At 59.9% G+C, this 16,663-nt stretch carries 15 protein-coding genes; 6 read left to right on the top strand and 9 right to left on the bottom strand.

The genetic code is table 11. The features are described from left to right. Positions 1-12: 12 nt before the first annotated feature. Entirely contained in the window at positions 13-2,739 is a 2,727-nt protein-coding gene (locus tag CVV65_RS09335) for a calcium-translocating P-type ATPase, SERCA-type (RefSeq protein ID WP_100667897.1), read from the bottom strand. 142 nt (positions 2,740-2,881) lie between these two features. On the opposite strand from CVV65_RS09335, the gene CVV65_RS09340 reads away from it, so the two are divergent. The 4 genes from CVV65_RS09340 to CVV65_RS09355 are packed head-to-tail and all read left to right on the top strand — an operon-like array spanning position 2,882 to position 7,506. After that, positions 2,882-4,681: an Rqc2 family fibronectin-binding protein gene (locus CVV65_RS09340; RefSeq protein ID WP_198591985.1), complete on the top strand. Its 1,800-nt coding sequence runs from the start codon at positions 2,882-2,884 to the stop codon at positions 4,679-4,681. 19 nt (positions 4,682-4,700) lie between these two features. Beyond that, the gene (locus CVV65_RS09345) at positions 4,701-5,849 is read left to right on the top strand and encodes an ABC transporter ATP-binding protein (protein ID WP_100667899.1); all 1,149 of its coding nucleotides are present in this window, start codon (positions 4,701-4,703) and stop codon (positions 5,847-5,849) included. Positions 5,850-5,854: 5 nt separating this feature from the next. Beyond that, positions 5,855-6,670 (top strand): ABC transporter permease, encoded by an 816-nt coding sequence (locus CVV65_RS09350; protein WP_100667900.1) that lies wholly within the window; start codon positions 5,855-5,857, stop codon positions 6,668-6,670. A 5-nt stretch (positions 6,671-6,675) separates the two neighbouring features. Continuing rightward, on the top strand, positions 6,676-7,506 hold the full coding sequence (locus CVV65_RS09355; protein WP_232796572.1) for an ABC transporter permease: 831 nt from the start codon (positions 6,676-6,678) through the stop codon (positions 7,504-7,506). A 46-nt stretch (positions 7,507-7,552) separates the two neighbouring features. Here CVV65_RS09355 and CVV65_RS09360 read toward each other — a convergent pair whose 3' ends face one another. The 7 genes from CVV65_RS09360 to CVV65_RS09390 all read right to left on the bottom strand — a co-directional run bounded on the left by CVV65_RS09360 (position 7,553) and on the right by CVV65_RS09390 (position 13,791). Next, positions 7,553-8,578: a hypothetical protein gene (locus CVV65_RS09360; protein WP_100667902.1), complete on the bottom strand. Its 1,026-nt coding sequence runs from the start codon at positions 8,576-8,578 to the stop codon at positions 7,553-7,555. Positions 8,579-8,673: 95 nt separating this feature from the next. Beyond that, on the bottom strand, positions 8,674-9,990 hold the full coding sequence (locus CVV65_RS09365; RefSeq protein WP_100667903.1) for a thymidine phosphorylase: 1,317 nt from the start codon (positions 9,988-9,990) through the stop codon (positions 8,674-8,676). A 55-nt stretch (positions 9,991-10,045) separates the two neighbouring features. Further along, positions 10,046-10,456 (bottom strand): cytidine deaminase, encoded by a 411-nt coding sequence (gene cdd, locus CVV65_RS09370; RefSeq protein WP_100667904.1) that lies wholly within the window; start codon positions 10,454-10,456, stop codon positions 10,046-10,048. Positions 10,457-10,528: 72 nt separating this feature from the next. After that, positions 10,529-10,852: a hemolysin XhlA family protein gene (locus tag CVV65_RS09375; RefSeq protein ID WP_133121271.1), complete on the bottom strand. Its 324-nt coding sequence runs from the start codon at positions 10,850-10,852 to the stop codon at positions 10,529-10,531. 193 nt (positions 10,853-11,045) lie between these two features. Continuing rightward, positions 11,046-12,011, bottom strand: coding sequence for a DMT family transporter (locus tag CVV65_RS09380; protein ID WP_100667906.1), 966 nt, complete (start codon positions 12,009-12,011; stop codon positions 11,046-11,048). A 148-nt stretch (positions 12,012-12,159) separates the two neighbouring features. Beyond that, the gene (locus tag CVV65_RS09385; RefSeq protein WP_100667907.1) at positions 12,160-13,002 is read right to left on the bottom strand and encodes a DUF134 domain-containing protein; all 843 of its coding nucleotides are present in this window, start codon (positions 13,000-13,002) and stop codon (positions 12,160-12,162) included. 354 nt (positions 13,003-13,356) lie between these two features. Continuing rightward, a complete protein-coding gene (locus CVV65_RS09390; RefSeq protein WP_100667908.1) occupies positions 13,357-13,791 on the bottom strand; it encodes an OsmC family protein in 435 nt (144 codons plus the stop codon). A 164-nt stretch (positions 13,792-13,955) separates the two neighbouring features. Between CVV65_RS09390 and CVV65_RS09395 the strand changes: the two genes are divergently transcribed. Together CVV65_RS09395 and CVV65_RS09400 are read left to right on the top strand one after the other, a co-directional pair. Next, on the top strand, positions 13,956-14,885 hold the full coding sequence (locus tag CVV65_RS09395; protein WP_232796573.1) for an ROK family protein: 930 nt from the start codon (positions 13,956-13,958) through the stop codon (positions 14,883-14,885). 12 nt (positions 14,886-14,897) lie between these two features. Further along, on the top strand, positions 14,898-16,049 hold the full coding sequence (locus CVV65_RS09400; RefSeq protein ID WP_157935458.1) for a radical SAM protein: 1,152 nt from the start codon (positions 14,898-14,900) through the stop codon (positions 16,047-16,049). On the opposite strand, the gene CVV65_RS09405 is transcribed toward CVV65_RS09400, so the two are convergent. Next, positions 16,027-16,611: a beta-class carbonic anhydrase gene (locus CVV65_RS09405; protein ID WP_100667911.1), complete on the bottom strand. Its 585-nt coding sequence runs from the start codon at positions 16,609-16,611 to the stop codon at positions 16,027-16,029. The two genes, CVV65_RS09400 and CVV65_RS09405, sit on opposite strands and share 23 nt — an antisense overlap. Positions 16,612-16,663: the final 52 nt, after the last annotated feature.

The following is a 16,663-nucleotide window of genomic DNA, read 5'->3' on the forward strand; positions in this document are numbered from 1 at the left end:
CTGAGAAGCCTCCTATCCCCGGCTCGGGCTCAACCGGGAGCGGGCGGGTCGGGACAGGCTGCGGAGGTTCAGGGCAAAGGTCGGAATCGCCGCCGCCACCAGAATGGTCACCCAGTCCGAAATTCCGAGGGGCACCGTCCGGAATACCGGTTGCAGGGCCGGCGTGTACAGGACCAGCACCATGAGCGCCACCGAGGACAGCACCGCCGCCACCAACCACGGATTTCCAAAGATATTCCTCGAAAAAATACCTTGATCCACGCTGCGACAGTCGAAGACGTGAACGAGCTGGGACATCACCAAGGTACAAAAAGCCATCGTTTGCGCTTTCGAGAGAGCATCCGGGGCCGACCGCCACTCCAGCCAAAACACCGCTAAGGCCGCCAGGCCGATGAACAAACCGCGGCTAATAATTTTAAAACCCAACCCCCCGGCAAATATACTCTCCTTCACATCCCGGGGCGGCCGTTCCATGAGATCTCCTTCCGGGGGATCCACCCCGAGGGCAATGGCCGGGAGGCCGTCGGTCACCAAATTCACCCACAGAATCTGGATCGGCACCAAGGGGAGGGGCAGACCCACCAGCATCGCCGTGAACAAGGTGACGATCTCCCCGACGTTGCAAGACAAAAGATAACGGACAAACTTGCGGATATTGTCGTAAATCCCCCGGCCTTCCTCCACCGCCGCTACAATAGTGGCGAAGTTATCATCGGCGAGGATCAACGACGAAGCCTCCTTGGCGACGTCCGTTCCCCCTCGTCCCATGGCCACACCGATATCCGCCGCCTTGATCGCCGGGGCGTCGTTGACCCCGTCCCCGGTCATCGCCACCACATGGCCCCGGGCTTGAAGGGCTTTCACAATGCGCAACTTGTGTTCGGGCGAAACCCGGGCGTACACATAGATCCGATCCGCGCGCTCCGCCAATTGCTTGTCGGACATATTGTAAAGATCCGCCCCGCTGACCGTCAACCCATTCTTCGGGAGGATGCCCAGGCGCCTGGCGATGGCTTCGGCGGTGGCCTGATGGTCGCCGGTGATCATCACCGTCCGGATCCCCGCCCGGCGACAGGTCTGAATCGCCTGGAAAACCTCTTCTCTCGGGGGATCAATCATGCCCGCCAGGCCGACAAACACCATCTCCGTCTCTTGTTGATTCTCTTCCCGCCGCACTTGAGCCTGTTGAAGGGGCCGATAGGCAAAGGCCAAGTTCCGCATCGCCGTCCCCGCCATCTCTGCGTTCATGGAGAGGATTTCCCTGCGATGGGCGGCTGTCAGGGCCGTCACCCGACCGTTCCACAAGATAAAATCACAGCGGTCCAACAGGACATCCGGGGCCCCTTTGGCCATCAGCAGGTAAGATTCTTCCTCACCGGTCTGCCGGACCACCACCGACATCATTTTGCGATTCGAGTCAAAGGGGTTTTCCAGGACTTTTTGGTATTTTGCCGCAAGGACATCGCTCCAAATGTCCGCTTTGCCGGCGAGGACCAGAAGCGCCCCTTCGGTGGGATCCCCGTGAATCGTCCATCCCTCCGGCGCTTTGGGCTCCTCGATCAGCTCGGAATTATTGCATAGGACGGCGATTTCCAAAAGTTTCTTCAGATCCGGGTGGGTCTTTGGGTTCACCACGTGCTCACCTTTAAAGAACTTCCCTTCTGGCGTGTACCCGACTCCGCTCACCGCCAGGCGGGTACCGCCGACCCACAGGCCCTGGACGGTCATCTTGTTTTGGGTGAGGGTTCCGGTTTTGTCCGAACAGATCACCGTGGCGCACCCCAGCGTCTCCACGGCCGGGAGTCGCCGCACGATGGCCCGGCGCCGAATCATGCGCTGGACCCCGAGGGCCAAGGCAATGGTGACGATGGCGGGGAGACCTTCGGGAATCACCGCTACAGCAAGGCTCACCCCGGCGAGAAACATGTTGTATACGTCATGTCCCCGGGAGATGCCAATGACCACTACCAAAGCCGTGACACCGAGCGCCACCCACACGAGAATTTTTCCGAGTTGGTCGAGACGGCGCTGCAGAGGCGTTTGGGTGTCTTCAGACTGCTGGATCAGATCGGCAATGAGCCCCATTTCCGTCTGCATGCCGGTGGCGATGACAACGGCCATGGCCTTGCCCCGGGTAACGAGGGTGCCCATGTAGGCCATGTTCTTGCGATCGCCCAGTGACAAGTGTTCTTCCTCCAGGGGCCCGAAAGTCTTTCGGACCGGAACCGATTCCCCGGTCAGGGATGACTCTTCGATCTCGAGGCCCTGACCCTGCAAGAGCCGCAGATCGGCGGGCACCCGGTCCCCGGCTTCGAGAAACACGATATCCCCTGGCACCAGGTCGGCGGCAGGGATGATCCACTTTTTCCCGCCCCTCAGCACATGGGCCGTGGGAGCCGTGAGCTCCCGCAGGGAGGCCAGGGATTTTTCCGCCCGAAATTCCTGAACAAAACCCAGGATTCCATTGACGATAATAATGGCGATGATGGCCACCGCATCGGTGTATTCTCCGAGCAACCCGGAAATCAGCGTGGCCGCCAAAAGCACCAAAACCATGAAATCCCGAAATTGATTGAGGAAAATCCCCAAAGGCGACAGTTTTTTCCCTTCTTCAATTCGATTCGGCCCGTACTCTCGAAGGCGGCGTCCAGCCTCCTCCTCATCCAGGCCCTCTGACGACGACCCCAGCAGAGCCAGCGCCGTTTCTCCGTCCACGGTGTGCCAATAGACTTTTTCCACATCGCCACCCCTTTTCCGTCCTCCAGGTCTGCCACTAGACGATGTCTATGCCTTGTCAGGTCCGTCCATGACGGTGGGGGGATTTGACGGCAGCCCGAAGAGATTCCTATACTGGTGCTGTTATCGATAGGAGGAGATGGCGGTGGCTGTGGACGGTCTGACCCTGGCGGGCATCATGACTGAGATCCAGATTCTTGAAGACGGTCGCATCGAGCGCCTCTATCAACCGGAGGATCGGGATTTAGAGATTCGCATACGCCTGCCTAGGCGGTCGATCCGCCTCCGGATCAGCGCTGACGCCGGGGCGGCCCGTCTCCACACAGTGGAAGGCGAACGCCCGCCGTCCTCTGGTGATCCCTCCCCTTTCCTGGCCCTTGCCCGGCGCCGCCTCGAAGGCGGGCGCGTCCGGTACATCCGGCAGGTGGGCATGGAGCGGATCGTGCGGATCGGGGTCGAGAGTCGCAGTGACCTAGGCGACCCCGAGTGGTACGATGTGGTGGTGGAGATCATGGGCCGCCACAGCAATATCATCCTGGTGGCTCACGAAGATGACGAAATCCGGGGAGAGGAAGGGCCGGCCCGGGGCCGGGTGGTGGACGCGATTGTTCGCGTCAGCCCGGGGATAAGCCGACATCGGGTGGTACTGCCCGGCCGCCCCTACATTCCGCCTCCGGAACAACATAAAATCGACCCTCGGGAGGAGACCTGGGAGGGATTTTTTCGCTGGGTGGGTTCCCAGGGGGCGAATTTGACCGCGAAAGATTTGATGGGCCGGTATCAAGGCATCGGGCCGGCGGCGGCCGAGGAGTGGATGCACCGGGCCCTAAAGCGGGCATCCGAGGACAATCGTGAAGCCTTCTCGCAAGCTCTCTGGGCGGCGATTTCCCAGAGCGCGGCAGAAGTGTCGGCGGGGCGATTCGCGCCTTGCATCGCCTACGACGGAAACGGAACCCCCAAGGTGGTCTCCGGGATTTACCTGCATCATTGGGAATCGCGGGGGCGTGTGGTCCCTTTTGAAACGGTGAACGCCGCGGTGGCGACTTTCTACGCGGATCGCATGGATAGGTCGGCTTCGGGGTTGGCCCAGTCCTTGACCACGGTCGTTCGAGGGGCGTTGAGTGCCCTGGAACATCGCATGGCCCGCTGGAATGAACAGTTGCAAGAGGCGGCAGAGGCCGATCAATGGCGGCGGTACGGAGAGTTGGTGACCGCGTATTTGCACGTGGTGCCCCGGGGGGCCCGGGAAGTGACCCTGCCCGACCCGTACAGTGAAACGGGCGGCACCGTCACTGTACCCTTGGATCCCGGGCTTTCTCCGGCGGATAATGCTCAACAGTTCTTTCGGCGCTACCAAAAGCTCAAGCGCACCCGAGAGGTGGTGACCGACCATCTGGAACAGGCCCGTCGGGACGCGGAGTACCTGGAATCGGTTCTGGTCGCCTTGGAGCACGCAGATGAGCAAGAGTTGGAAGAGATTCAGGAAGAACTTCGTGGACAGGGATTTCTCCGGGCCCGGCGCCGCGGGGGGACGAAGCCACGGGAGAAACGGGATCAGGCCGGAAGTCCCATGCATTTTATCTCCTCCGAGGGCATCGATATTTTCGTCGGTAAAAACAACCGGCAGAATGACGAATTGACGACAAAGACCGCTCACAAACAGGACACATGGCTTCATGCCCAAAATATCCCCGGCTCCCATGTGGTGATTCGCAGCCGGGAAGTTCCCCCGAAAACCCTGGAGGAAGCCGCTCGTTTGGCAGCGTATTACAGCAAGGCCCGGCACGCGGGGACTGTGGCGGTGGATTATACCCTGGTCAAACACGTGTGGAAGCCCACCGGCGCCCGACCGGGGTTCGTGCTGTACGACCACCAGAAAACGGTGTTTGTACCCCCGGATCCCGCCTTGGCCGAAAGGCTGCGGGCGGATCGAGTCCCGAGGTGATGAGAGAGGAGGCGGGAGCGTGGCGCTCATTGAAGTCCGCCACTTGGTCAAGGAATTCCGCCGGCCGGCGCCGACCCAAGGACGGTTCAAGACGTTGCGCCGGCTGGTGCAACCGGCGTTCACGATCCACCGGGCGGTGAACGATCTGAGCTTTGCCATCGAAAAAGGCGAGTTGGTGGGTTTTCTCGGCCCCAACGGCGCCGGGAAGTCCACGACGATCAAAATGCTCACGGGCATTCTCATGCCCACCTCCGGGGAAATCGCGGTGGGAGGATTGCATCCCGCCCGGGACCGCCGCAAACACGCCCGGCAAATCGGCGTGTTGTTTGGGCAGAAGACCCAGCTTTGGTGGGATATTCCGACCATTGAGAGCCTCAAAACGCTCCGGGCGATCTACGGAGTGCCCGATGGAGTGTGGAACAGAAACATGGAATTGTTTCGGGAACTTTTGGCCTTAGACGAGTTTGAACAGGTTCCGGTGCGCCAGCTCAGCCTCGGCCAGCGGATGCGGGCGGACCTCGCCGCCGCCTTGCTTCACGACCCGCAGATTTTGTTCTTGGATGAGCCCACCATCGGGGTGGACGTGCTCGCCAAAGAAAGGCTCCGCACCTTCATTCGCACCATCAACCGGGAACGGAAAGTGACGGTCATCCTGACCACCCACGACATGGGGGACATTGAAAAGCTCTGTTCCCGTGTGCTCATCATCGACCGGGGATCGCTGCTATACGACGGGGAGACCGAAGCCCTGCGGGAGCAGTTCGGGGGTTACCGCACTTTGGCGGTGTATCCAGAGGAAGTAACTGGATCGACCCGTGGACCCGGCTGGCTCGATCTGTTTGACGACGAATGGCGGGGGGCCTTTGGAGTTGTGAGAATCGAATGGGATGCCCACCGGGTGCTCTTCCGTTTCAATCCGCGCCAAACCTCGGTGGGAGATCTCATCGCCGCCGTGGCCGAACGGATGCCCGTTCGAGACCTCTTGGTGGAAGACGTCCCCATCGAAGACATTGTCCGGTCGATTTACCTTCAAGGAGAACAGATGCGAAAGGGAGAACTGTCGGTGGCCGTCGCCGCGGCGGCTATGGACTCTCAAAGCCCCCGAGCGAGCGCCGAGGCCGGGGCCGGTCCCGAGATCAATCGTGGGCCCCGGCGTGAGACGGGGTGACCGGGATGTCCAGAGAGAGTCTCGCCCTGCCAGGCGTGTTTATCCGTCAGGCGTTCTTAAAATGGACCGCGTACCGCACCGCTTTTTGGGTGGATGTGTTCAGCCGGCTGCTTCAGATTTATGTGATGTACACCGTGTGGAGCTTGCTGTACAAAGAAAAGCCCTCCGCCTTTGGTGTGCTGTCATTCGAACAGGTTTTCGGATACGCCGTGGTAGGGATTTTGCTTGGGGCAATTCTGAGCCTCGACGAAGGACCCCACATTCGCATCGCCGAACGGGTGCGCACCGGAATGATCGCCGTGGAGTTGATGAAACCGATCTCTTTTGTCCGTTTGGTGGCCTTGGAGTCCTTCGGAGATTTGGCGATCCGCGTGGCCCTCTACGCAGCCATCCCATACCTTTTCGCCCTCATTGTTTTTCGCATTCCTGTGCCGCAGACGCCGGGCCAGGCGGCCTTGTTCCTGACCAGCCTGGTGCTCAGCACGGTGGTTCAGTTCTTTGCGCACTTTTTGTTCGGTCTGATCTCGTTTTATACCCTGGATCTGGTCGGGTTCCAGTTCGCGTACTGGGCCATGGTGCGATTTTTCTCCGGCCAGTGGATTCCGATCTATATGTATCCCGAAGCCCTCAAGCCCTTTCTATACGCCCTGCCGTTCCAGGCGATGTTTGCAACGCCCCAATCGATCTACGTCGGACAGTTGCACGGTTGGGCGGCGACCACGGCCATCCTCATCCAAGGGATTTGGGCCCTGGTGCTGGGAGGCGCGGCCCTCTGGGCATGGTGGCGTTTGCAGCGCCACGTCGTGATCCAGGGAGGATGAAGGAGGTGAGTGAGTCCATGGCACAAGTGTTTCGAGAGGTCGCAGCGCTGGGGCGGGCTTGGAGAGCGATGCTCCGAGCGGCTTTCCTTTCCCGGGTGGCATACCGGGCTGACCTTTGGGTAGGGATCGTCGGCGTCTTCGTCCTCAACGGGGCGACCCTGGGGACCACCTGGGTCTTATTAAAACGGTTCGACCGCCTCGGGGGCTGGGGATTTTACGACATCCTGTTTTTATATAACCTTTGGCTCATTGGCCACGGACTTCGGGTTATCCTGTTCCGCCATGTGGGTCAGTTGGAAACCTATATCATCGAAGGCACTTTCGACCAGTTTCTCCTCCGCCCGGTGTCCCCGCTGCTTCAATTCCTCAGCCGGGAGGTTCATTATCTCGGTCTGGGGGACGTTTTGGTGTCTTCCACGGGAATCGCCCTGGCCTACCATCACTTGGGGATGCACTGGAGTGGGGGAACGTGGCTGTGGTTTTTGGTGGTCGCCGTCAGTGCCGCCGCCGTGGAGCTCGGGCTCATCCTGCTCCTGGCCTCTACGGCGTTTTGGACCGGGCGTTCGACCCCTTTGGTTAACACCGCCACCCAGTTCAGCTTCGGGGTGGTTCAACAGTACCCGATTCATATCTTCGGCCGCCCCCTTCAGGCCATCGTGACCATCTTTCTCCCTTTTGCCTTCATGAACTATTACCCATCTTTATACTTTCTGGGGAAGGCCCAGGGCTATGGAATCCTACCCTTCATATCGCCCCTCGTGGCGCTGGTCCTTCTTGTGACCGCCGGCATCGTGTGGCGACGGGGGCTCAAAGTGTACACGAGCACCGGATCGTGAGCGCCTGGGGCCGGCCATTGGCCGACCCGGGCGCCACCCATCCGTGCTACGCGAAAGCTTTCCTCAGTTCCGCCGCCGCCTCTTCCGGGCGAATCATGGTCAGACACTCCTCGTGAAGCATCTTGAAATAGTTCACCTCATTGGTCCCCAAAGCGGACAACAGGGTCCTCGGCACCACCCGGACCTGCAGTCGGTAATGCTCCCGGTCTTCTTCCATGCCGGAGAACAGCGTCAAGTTAAAGCCCGGGAATCCTTTTTCTGCAAAATATCCGAACACCGTTTGCAGGCCTTCCGCCAAATCCCGCCACCGCTCTGGTACGAGTTCCTCGACCTGAGCAGCGTCTTCCGCGACCCCCACCACTTCGATCAGCCCCCGGGGCGCATAGGCGATGAGCCAGTCCACTTTCCCCCTCCGACCCAAGTAGCGTTCGCCCTTTTCTTTTTCCACCGCCACGAGGCTCGGCCAATACGATACTTGATGGGTTTTGTAAAACTGTGCGCTGGCCTTGAGGAGCGTGTCGTGATAATTGGTGGGCTCATGTCCCGCAACGATCTGATAATGCGGGTGAATGATGCTAGCCCCGGCCACAGGCATGTAGTTCCAGTTCAGAGAGAAATATCGCTTGGTTCCCGGGTAGGCACGGCTGAGGGCCCGGGCATAGTCACCCGCGGTGAGAAAACCGTCCATGAGATAATCGGCGGTCAACTCCGACATCCGGACATAGTGTTGATTTGAAAATACGGCAACGGCGCTGTTTTCATCATAGGGGAAAATATTGGGGAACAACACCGACTCCCCCCGGGTGAAGCGCCCCTCCGGAGACACCTCGGGCAAGTACTTCGGTGTCACTTCCATCACTCGGGGTCGACAAAAGGGGCAAGTTTGGGCTGTCTGTTCCGCCAGCTCCGTCATATCTGGAGGCGGCGGCATATGTACCGGATAGTCGAGAATCCGGGTGCGAATCCCGGTCAGTGGGTCTTTCCGGATCTGGGTGGTCCGCCGAGTGATCTCCCAGTTCTTCGTCGGATCTTGAAACACCGTCACGCTATCTTCCGACAAAAATTCGATCACTATGGTCACCTCTCGTGGAATGAGGATTTTTCTATCCTACGGACAGTATACAAAAGTGTGCAGGCGACCGGCCAGAGGCGGCCTCGATTCGGCCATCACGATCCAAGGCAGATGCGATCGAGAATCACCGGACGCCGGGGCACAGGATCCCGAGACAAGATGATCGCCGAACGAACCTCCCGCTCTGCAAGATCCAGATCCTGGCGAGACCGGGCGTGGATGACTGCCAGAGGCTCCCCGTCCTGAAGCCGGTCCCCCACTTTTCCGCCCAGCACCACACCTACGGAGAGATCCACTACATCTTCCTTTCGCCGGCGTCCCGCACCAAGACTTTGCACCAAGCGTCCCAACCGTTTGGGATCGATATCCTGGATGTAGCCGCCCGCCGCGGCCGTCACCACCCGCACATAGGCGGCCTTGGGAAGGAAGCGGCGGGGATCTTCCGCCACCCGACCGTCTCCGCCCTGGGCTTCGATCCAGCGGCGAAACATCTTCAGGGCTTCCCCCCGGTCCAATTTCACTTCAAGAAGTCGCCGGGCCTCAGCCGCGTCCACTTCCACACCCGCCATCCGCACCATCTCCGCCCCGATTGCCACAGACAGTTCGCGCAACTCGCCCCCAGCTTTTCCTTGCAGCACTTCCACCGCCTCGATCACCTCAAGGGCATTGCCGATCGCCAATCCCAAAGGCTGATCCATGTCGGTGAGAAAGGCCGTCACTTCCCGACCCATCCGCTCTCCCAGACGCACCAGCCGTTCCGCCAGGTCCCGGGCACCTCGTTCATCGGGCAAAAGGGCACCCCTCCCGACCTTCACATCCAAGACAATCTTGTCCGCCCCTCCGGCGATCTTTTTGCTCATCACGGAACTGGCGATAAGGGCCGGCGATTCCACCGTCGCCGTCACGTCCCTGAGGGCGTACAACTGTTGATCCGCCGGCGTCAGTTCCCGGGACTGAGCCGTGAGCGCAAGACCGATTCGCCGTAGCTGAGCGACGAATTCAACTGCAGACAGGTGGGTGCGAAAGCCCGGGACCGACTCCAGTTTATCGATCGTACCCCCGGTGTAACCGAGTCCCCGGCCGGACATCTTGGCCACGGCAACGCCTGCCGAAGCCACCAAGGGCAACAAGACGAGCGTCGTGGTGTCGGCGACGCCACCCGTGCTGTGCTTGTCCAGTTTCACCCCAGGGACCGAAGACAGGTCCACAACCCCGCCGCTCCGGACCATCGCCCGGGTCAGCGCCGCCGTTTCCCTTTCATTCATGCCCTGAAAGTACACCGCCATCAGGAAGGCGGCCATCTGGTAATCCGGAACAACGCCCCGGACATACCCCCGGACCAATTCCTCGATCTCTTCGTCAGTCAGCTCCTCGCCATCCCGCTTCCTGCGGATGAGATCGGGCACATGCATACGCACCCCTCCGTTCCGGGCTACCTGGGACCGGTATGATCGCCAGCTTGACTCTTCAATCCTGTATGCGGTCTGTATCGAGAAAAAAACCGTTGGGCAACAGATCCGCCGGCGTATGCTTCGCCACCTCGGAACCGTCTTGATTGGCGAGCAGAATTCTGGCGTTCGGGGCCAGCTCCCATATCACTTGGCGACACGCGCCACACGGCGAAATCGGGCGCACAGTGGATCCGGCCACCGCCAGGGCAACAATATCGTCAGCCCCCTCGGTGTACGCCTTGAACAAGGCGACTCGTTCGGCGCACATGGACAAGCCGTACACCGAAAGTTCGATGTTCGCCCCGATAAACACTCGACCGTCTGACGCCAGCGCGGCGGCGCCGACGGCAAAACCGGAGTAGTCGGCCCTTGCGCGACTTGCGGCACTGCGGGCTTGCTCCACCAGGTCGCGGTCCACTTTGGTCATCCTCGTCCCTCCAGGGTGGTTCTGACACCATTGTATCGCACCGAGGCCACGAACATCACTTGAGCCGCAGGCCTATTTCACGTTGGAGCCGCGGAGATAGAAAATTTCCTCATCGTGTTCAAAAAGTTTGACCTTAACGTAGCCAAGTTGACGCTCGATACTGTCCAACCGATGCTCCATTCGATCCAACCGCTCTTCCACCCGGTCTAAACGCTCTTCCACCCGATCCAAGCGAGCCTCCACCTGGTCTAACCGCTCCTCAATGCGGTCCAAGCGCTGCCCGATTCCCTCAACCACCACGTAAACCCGCGAGATCTCCTTATTGGTGTTCTCCAGTACCGCCGTGATCCCTTGCGCAAACTCGCCGAGAATGCGGCGCAATGTTTGTTCATCCACCCAGGAATCCCCCGCTTTCGCCATTTCCTGGCCCAGGCACAAACAACGGAGAGGCATCGAACAACCCAGGCAGAAAACATGTGTTCCCTATCGATTTCACCATACCATAACCCGGCCTTTGAGACAACCGTCTGAAGAAATTTTTTGAACGATCCCTACGATTCCGGGTCCACGGGCGGAGCCGAACCCCCCCTCAACCTTGTCCCGATCCGGCAGTCGGAGCCGAACCGGCATCCGCCCGAACCCGCTGCCGCCTCACCGCCCCGGCGACATTCACCATCACCACCCCAGCCACAGCAATCACCCCACCCAAGGTGCTCCACACCCCGGGCAGCTCTCCCAACCACACCCATCCGATGAGAATGGCGAGCAGCGGATTGAGATACAGTGAACTGGCCACCAGCCCTGCCGGTGCAGACTTTAAGGCGATCGCCCAGGCCACGTAGGCCACCGCCGCCGGGAACACCCCAATGTACACGCACACCCACGTGGCCGCCCCGGGGGCATGGGCCATCGCTTCCCGCAGCCCCGGTGCAAACCACAGCATGGGCAGCGTGCCGAACCAGGTGAACCACGCTGTCAAATCGATCGCCCCATAGCGCGCAAAAAGCGGCTTTTGCCCCACGAAAAAAATCGCCGTGGCCACGGCGGACAGAAGGATCAGCCAAGCCCCTGCCGTCACCCGATGCCCTCCGCCCGACCCCACGGTCATCAAGGCCACCCCACCAAACCCGACGAGCACTCCCAGCCAGCCGATGCCGTTCAAACGCTCTCCCAAAGCGATCACGGCGATCACCGCCGTAAAGGCGGGCGCGGCGGCGATGAGTAAACTCGCGGTCCCCGCATCCACCGTCAGCTCACCAAAAGTCAGAGCGATATGATAAATCGAAATCCCCGTCCAACCCAAGGCCGCCACCGCAAGCAAGTCCCGGCCTCTCGGCACCTGAACGCCCCTGACCAACGCGTATCCGACAAACACCGCCGAAGCGCTGAGAAAGCGCAGCAGCACCACATGCCCGGGAGAATAGCCACTGAGCAGCGCCGCCCGGATGCCCGCAAAAGCTGACGACCAAAATGCCAAGGTGACGACCACAGCCACCACCGCCGCCCAGTTGTGCCGGCGATGGACGGAGCTATAAGACATCGATGAATGAGACATGAACAAGTTCCTCTCACGATTTTATAAAATCAGGTCCTCCGTCGCCCCCGCCATACTCCTCCATCATACCAGTTTTGGTGCACCGCGGCACCCGATAAAAAAAGCCCTTCCGCCGCCATGCGGCAAAAGAGCCCCATCGCCCTCCCGCTCAGTGTTCGCAATCACACCCGCCATGGTCATGGTGATGGCCGTGATGATGATGGATGCCATGGACGTGCGGGCCGGTCCCTTCAAGGACCTGCTCCACATCCACCGGCGTCAACTCCCGGTGCAGGTATTTTTGTATAGCTTCCTCCACCGTCCCGCGAACACCGGTATAGACCTCGATGGACTCCCGGGCCAGCTTGCTCACCGCACCGGCCCCGAGCCCCCCCACGATCACCGCATCCACACCCAGCTTGGCCAGAAATCCGACCAATGCCCCGTGCTGATGGCCTTCGGTATCCACCACCCGCCGCTCCTTGACCGATTCTCCTTCAATGTCACAAATCGTAAAAGCCCGGGTCTGGCCAAAATGTCCGCCGACTCGATCCCCTTCCGTTGCGATCGCCAATCTCATCGTTCGCCTCTCCTTTTTTAATCCATAGTGACCGCCGCACCTTCGGCAGCGCGGCCGCCCACAAAATCCGCGTCCCGGCCCTGACCGCTGGTCGACACACCCGCAAGCCCGGGCGGATCCACCACCGGGTAAAATCACGGCATAATTTCCACCGTGAATGCGAATCCCTTTTCCATGAAGGAGAGCATCCGCCACCTTCTCCCTCGCCGCCTTCACAATGCGCTGAAACGTCCCCCGGGAAACCCCCATTTGCTCGGCCGCATCACCTTGTTCCAACTGTACCCAGTCCGCCAGGCGAAGGGCTTCCACCTCTTCAAGGGTGAGCGTCACTTCACCCGGTTCCGACGCTTGGTCCCCGGGCGCAGGCATTGGAGCAAAAAACGAAGCAAGGGGAACAAACCCAACCCGTCGGCATTTTTTCGGCCTCGGCATTTTTCACCTCCATTTATCATTTATTATGAGCATATGCACATTATAAGCGCTAAAACCAAAGGGGTCAAGACCCCCTTTGCTTCATGCATCGTTGCAATACGACGTAATAATGCTCGTGATCCCAAGTCGGTGATGAACACGACGTCGACCTTCGGGTTCCCCCAATCCCTGTTCCGCGTCGGCAGGCACGAATTCCATATTCTTGACCATTGCCGCCGACCAGTGACCATCCTGAGAAGTGTGAAAGTGAGCGCACTTCTGTTGGGGAACATGGATAAACAAAGCCGCCTCGACGGTGACCGAGGCGGCTGCTATGAATCAAGGCTTTATGTTCCCCCAAGTTGGACAAAACCATCAGCTTTCCACAGCCCGCGTCGGCACTCCCCGCAAGGTGTCCTTGACGGGGCATACTCGCTCGACGTGGGCGAGAAGTTCTCTCACCAGCTCCGGGGCCGACGGCGATTCAACGTGCACCTGATAGCGGATTTCTTGAAAACCCGGGCGAACATTTGGCTGCTTTTCCTGGAATCCGTCGGGATCCAGGTCCCCCTCGACCCGAATCTCCACTCCCCTGACCTCCACGCCGTGGCGAGGGGCCAAAGAAGTGATCAGGACATTCAGACATCCTCCCAGCGCCGCGAGAACCAACTCGACCGGATTCGGCCCGAGATCCGTTCCACCCAGCACAGCAGGCTCGTCGATCGTCACTTCATGACCGCGAATCCGGGCCGAAGATCGAACCCGATCCCCGGACCACGAGATATCAGCTACAAAGGTTTGTTTTGCCATATCTATCCCTCCAAAAAATAAACCTTGATCCTACTATACACATATTAGTCCGATAGGAAAAGTATAATTGATTTCTATTCTATAAACTGCGGCTAGACGCAGGGATTTGGTTGTATGATGCATCACAAACCTTTACTGACGGCCCATCATCGCATACAGTGAGGATGAGAACAAAAAGCAGCGTCAAGAGGCGGATGGAGGGACGAGCCTTGTTCGGAGCCATCGAAGCTGGGGGGACCAAATTCGTCTGTGGAATCGGGGACGACCGAGGCCGGATCGTGGACCAGATCACCATCCCAACGACAGTGCCGGAAGAAACCCTGGGTCGCGTAGCCGAGTATTTTCAGGACAAGGCCATTCGCGCCCTGGGGCTCGGGTGCTTCGGGCCCCTTGATCTCGATCCGGCCAGCCCGACTTACGGATTCCTCACCAGCACGCCGAAACTGGCGTGGCGAGGCTTCAACATCCTGGCCAACCTGCGGCGGCGCCTGGCTGTCCCCATCGCCATCGATACCGACGTCAACGCCGCCATCCTGGCTGAACACCGGTGGGGCGCGGCCCAAGGATTGCACACCGCCCTGTATCTCACCGTGGGGACCGGGATCGGGGGCGGTATCCTCGTCGAGGGGCAAATTCTTCACGGCATGATGCACCCCGAGGCCGGACATGTGATCGTTCGGAGGGCAGCCGGGGATAACTTTCCCGGGGTGTGTCCCGCCCACGGGGATTGTTTAGAAGGAATGGCGTCCGGCCCGGCCATCGAGAAGCGTTGGGGATCGAAAGGCCGCGATCTTCCTCTGGACCATCCGGCCTGGGATCTGGAGGCTGGCTACCTCGCCCAGGGACTTGTCACGTACATCTGCGTACTTTCTCCCCAACGGATCCTCCTCGGGGGCGGCGTGATGCAACAGGCCGACCTGTTCCCACGGATTCGCCAAAAAGTCAGGGAGATGTTAAATGGATACATCCAGCGCCCCGAGATTGTCGCGAACATCGATGAGTACATCGTGCCTCCGGGCCTGGGCACAAAATCCGGGTTGTGCGGCGGACTGGCCCTGGCCATGAAAGCCACCGAAGCTCGAAAGGAAGGATGAGGAATGTCGCCGATGACCAGATTATTGTCCAAGGTCCGGGGAAACCGTCTCATGGTGTTGCAAGGGCCGTGGATTCTTCGCTTCGATCAAACCGGGCGGTTCCTTTTGGCCTCGGGACCCGGCCGGGCGGTGCGCCGAGGGCTGGACGACCGGTTGGTCCGCACACGGACCCTCCCCGTCCGAGGGTTGCTGGGCCGGAGATACGAAATCCTCGAAGCCGACGAGAAACCCGCCTTTTACCGCCGGGTGTACAATGCCGCTTTATCCTCTCTCGCATCTCTCCCCCGGGATGAGGCCCGGGTGTGGCAGGATCGACTCGTCCGCTGGACTCCGGAAGCTTTGACAACGGACCGGGAGGCCTTTGACGACGTATATCTACCGATCAGCATCCTCCCTCCGGATCAATACCACGCATTGGTTGTGCAGATCACCCACGGATGCTCCTACAACCGATGCCTCTTTTGTGACTTTTACCGGGACCGGCGGTTTCACGTCAAGACCCCCGAGGAGTTGGATCGGCACCTGGAGCGCCTCCGAGCGTTCATGGGGCGGCGCATCGAGGAGCGAAGCGGGATTTTTCTCGGGGATGGCAATGCCTTCGTGGTGCCGACAGCGCGGCTCATCGGGATGCTCGAACAGATCCGGCGGACCCTGGGAGACAATGTGGCCGGGGAATTTTACACCTTTATGGATACATTCACATTGGAGCACAAATCCCCCCAAGGGCTGCGGCGCATCTACGACCACGGCCTGCGCACCGTGTACACCGGACTCGAAACCGGGGCGGATCGACTCCGGGCATTTTTGCGCAAACCGGGAACGGCGCGGGAGGCGGTTCACGCCTTGAACGTCTTGAAAGAGGTCGGCTTCCGTCTCGGGGTGATCCTTCTCGTGGGCGCCGGAGGCCCCGCCTTTGCCGAGGAGCATCTGGACGGGACGCTGGAGGCCCTCCGCAACCTCCACCTCACATCCGAAGACGTGATTTTTCTCTCCCCTTTTATGGAGCCCGAGGACACCGATTACGAAAGCCAGGCCCGGGCCGCCGGCCTGACGACCTTCTCAGAGCCCGAGACAGCACGGGAACTCCTTCGCTGGCAGCAAGCTCTCGCCGCTCTTCCCGCCAGAATCACCCTGTACTCCATCAAGGAGCACCTCTACTTCTAGACATGTTATACCCGTCGATGAGCACCTCGAGCTGGCCCGTCGTCGGGTCCACCACCAGACCGTGAACGGGGAGATCCCGGGGAATCAGCGGATGTTGGCGGATCATCTCCACACTGTGGGCCACGGCCTCTTCAACCCGGTCAAATCCCGTCAGCCAACCTTCGAGATCGATGCCCGCCCCCTTCAGCGTATCCAATCGTTCCGGGGGAATCCCCCGGGTCTGGGCCCGCTCCAAAACCAGTTTGGGCCGCAATCCGATCATGCCGCAATCGTGGTGCCCGATCACGAGAATTTCTTCCACGCCAAGCTGATACACGCCCACCATGATGCTCCGCATCGCCCCGCCAAAGGGATGAGAAATCAGCGCCCCGGCCGTTTTGACAAACTTCGCGTCTCCATTGTGCAGGTTCATCGCCCGGGGCAACAATTCGACCAGCCGGGCGTCCATACAAGTGACCACCAGAACCTTTTTCTTGGGGTATTTTGATTGCGGGATCTCCGCATAACTGCGGTTCTGGACGAATTCTCGATTGAATGCCAAGGTTTCTGCAAGGAACGACATAGATTCCCCTCCTTTGACTCCAAGTATATCTTGTCCGCATCCTCCGAGCCAT

The sequence above is a fragment of the Kyrpidia spormannii genome, from assembly GCF_002804065.1.
GTDB classification, from domain to species: Bacteria; Bacillota; Bacilli; order Kyrpidiales; family Kyrpidiaceae; genus Kyrpidia; species Kyrpidia spormannii.

Bases quoted from the DNA above. Each gene is read 5' to 3' on its own strand.
- CVV65_RS09365 (WP_100667903.1), bottom strand. From the start codon at position 9,990: ATGCATGTGCCCGATCTCATCCGCAGGAAGCGGGATGGCGAGGAGCTG.
- CVV65_RS09385 (WP_100667907.1), bottom strand. From the start codon at position 13,002: ATGCCGAGGCCGAAAAAATGCCGACGGGTTGGGTTTGTTCCCCTTGCT.
- CVV65_RS09400 (WP_157935458.1), top strand. From the start codon at position 14,898: ATGACCAGATTATTGTCCAAGGTCCGGGGAAACCGTCTCATGGTGTTG.
- CVV65_RS09395 (WP_232796573.1), top strand. From the start codon at position 13,956: ATGAGAACAAAAAGCAGCGTCAAGAGGCGGATGGAGGGACGAGCCTTG.
- CVV65_RS09380 (WP_100667906.1), bottom strand. From the start codon at position 12,011: ATGTCTCATTCATCGATGTCTTATAGCTCCGTCCATCGCCGGCACAAC.
- cdd (WP_100667904.1), bottom strand. From the start codon at position 10,456: ATGACCAAAGTGGACCGCGACCTGGTGGAGCAAGCCCGCAGTGCCGCA.
- CVV65_RS09390 (WP_100667908.1), bottom strand. From the start codon at position 13,791: ATGGCAAAACAAACCTTTGTAGCTGATATCTCGTGGTCCGGGGATCGG.
- CVV65_RS09350 (WP_100667900.1), top strand. From the start codon at position 5,855: ATGTCCAGAGAGAGTCTCGCCCTGCCAGGCGTGTTTATCCGTCAGGCG.
- CVV65_RS09405 (WP_100667911.1), bottom strand. From the start codon at position 16,611: ATGTCGTTCCTTGCAGAAACCTTGGCATTCAATCGAGAATTCGTCCAG.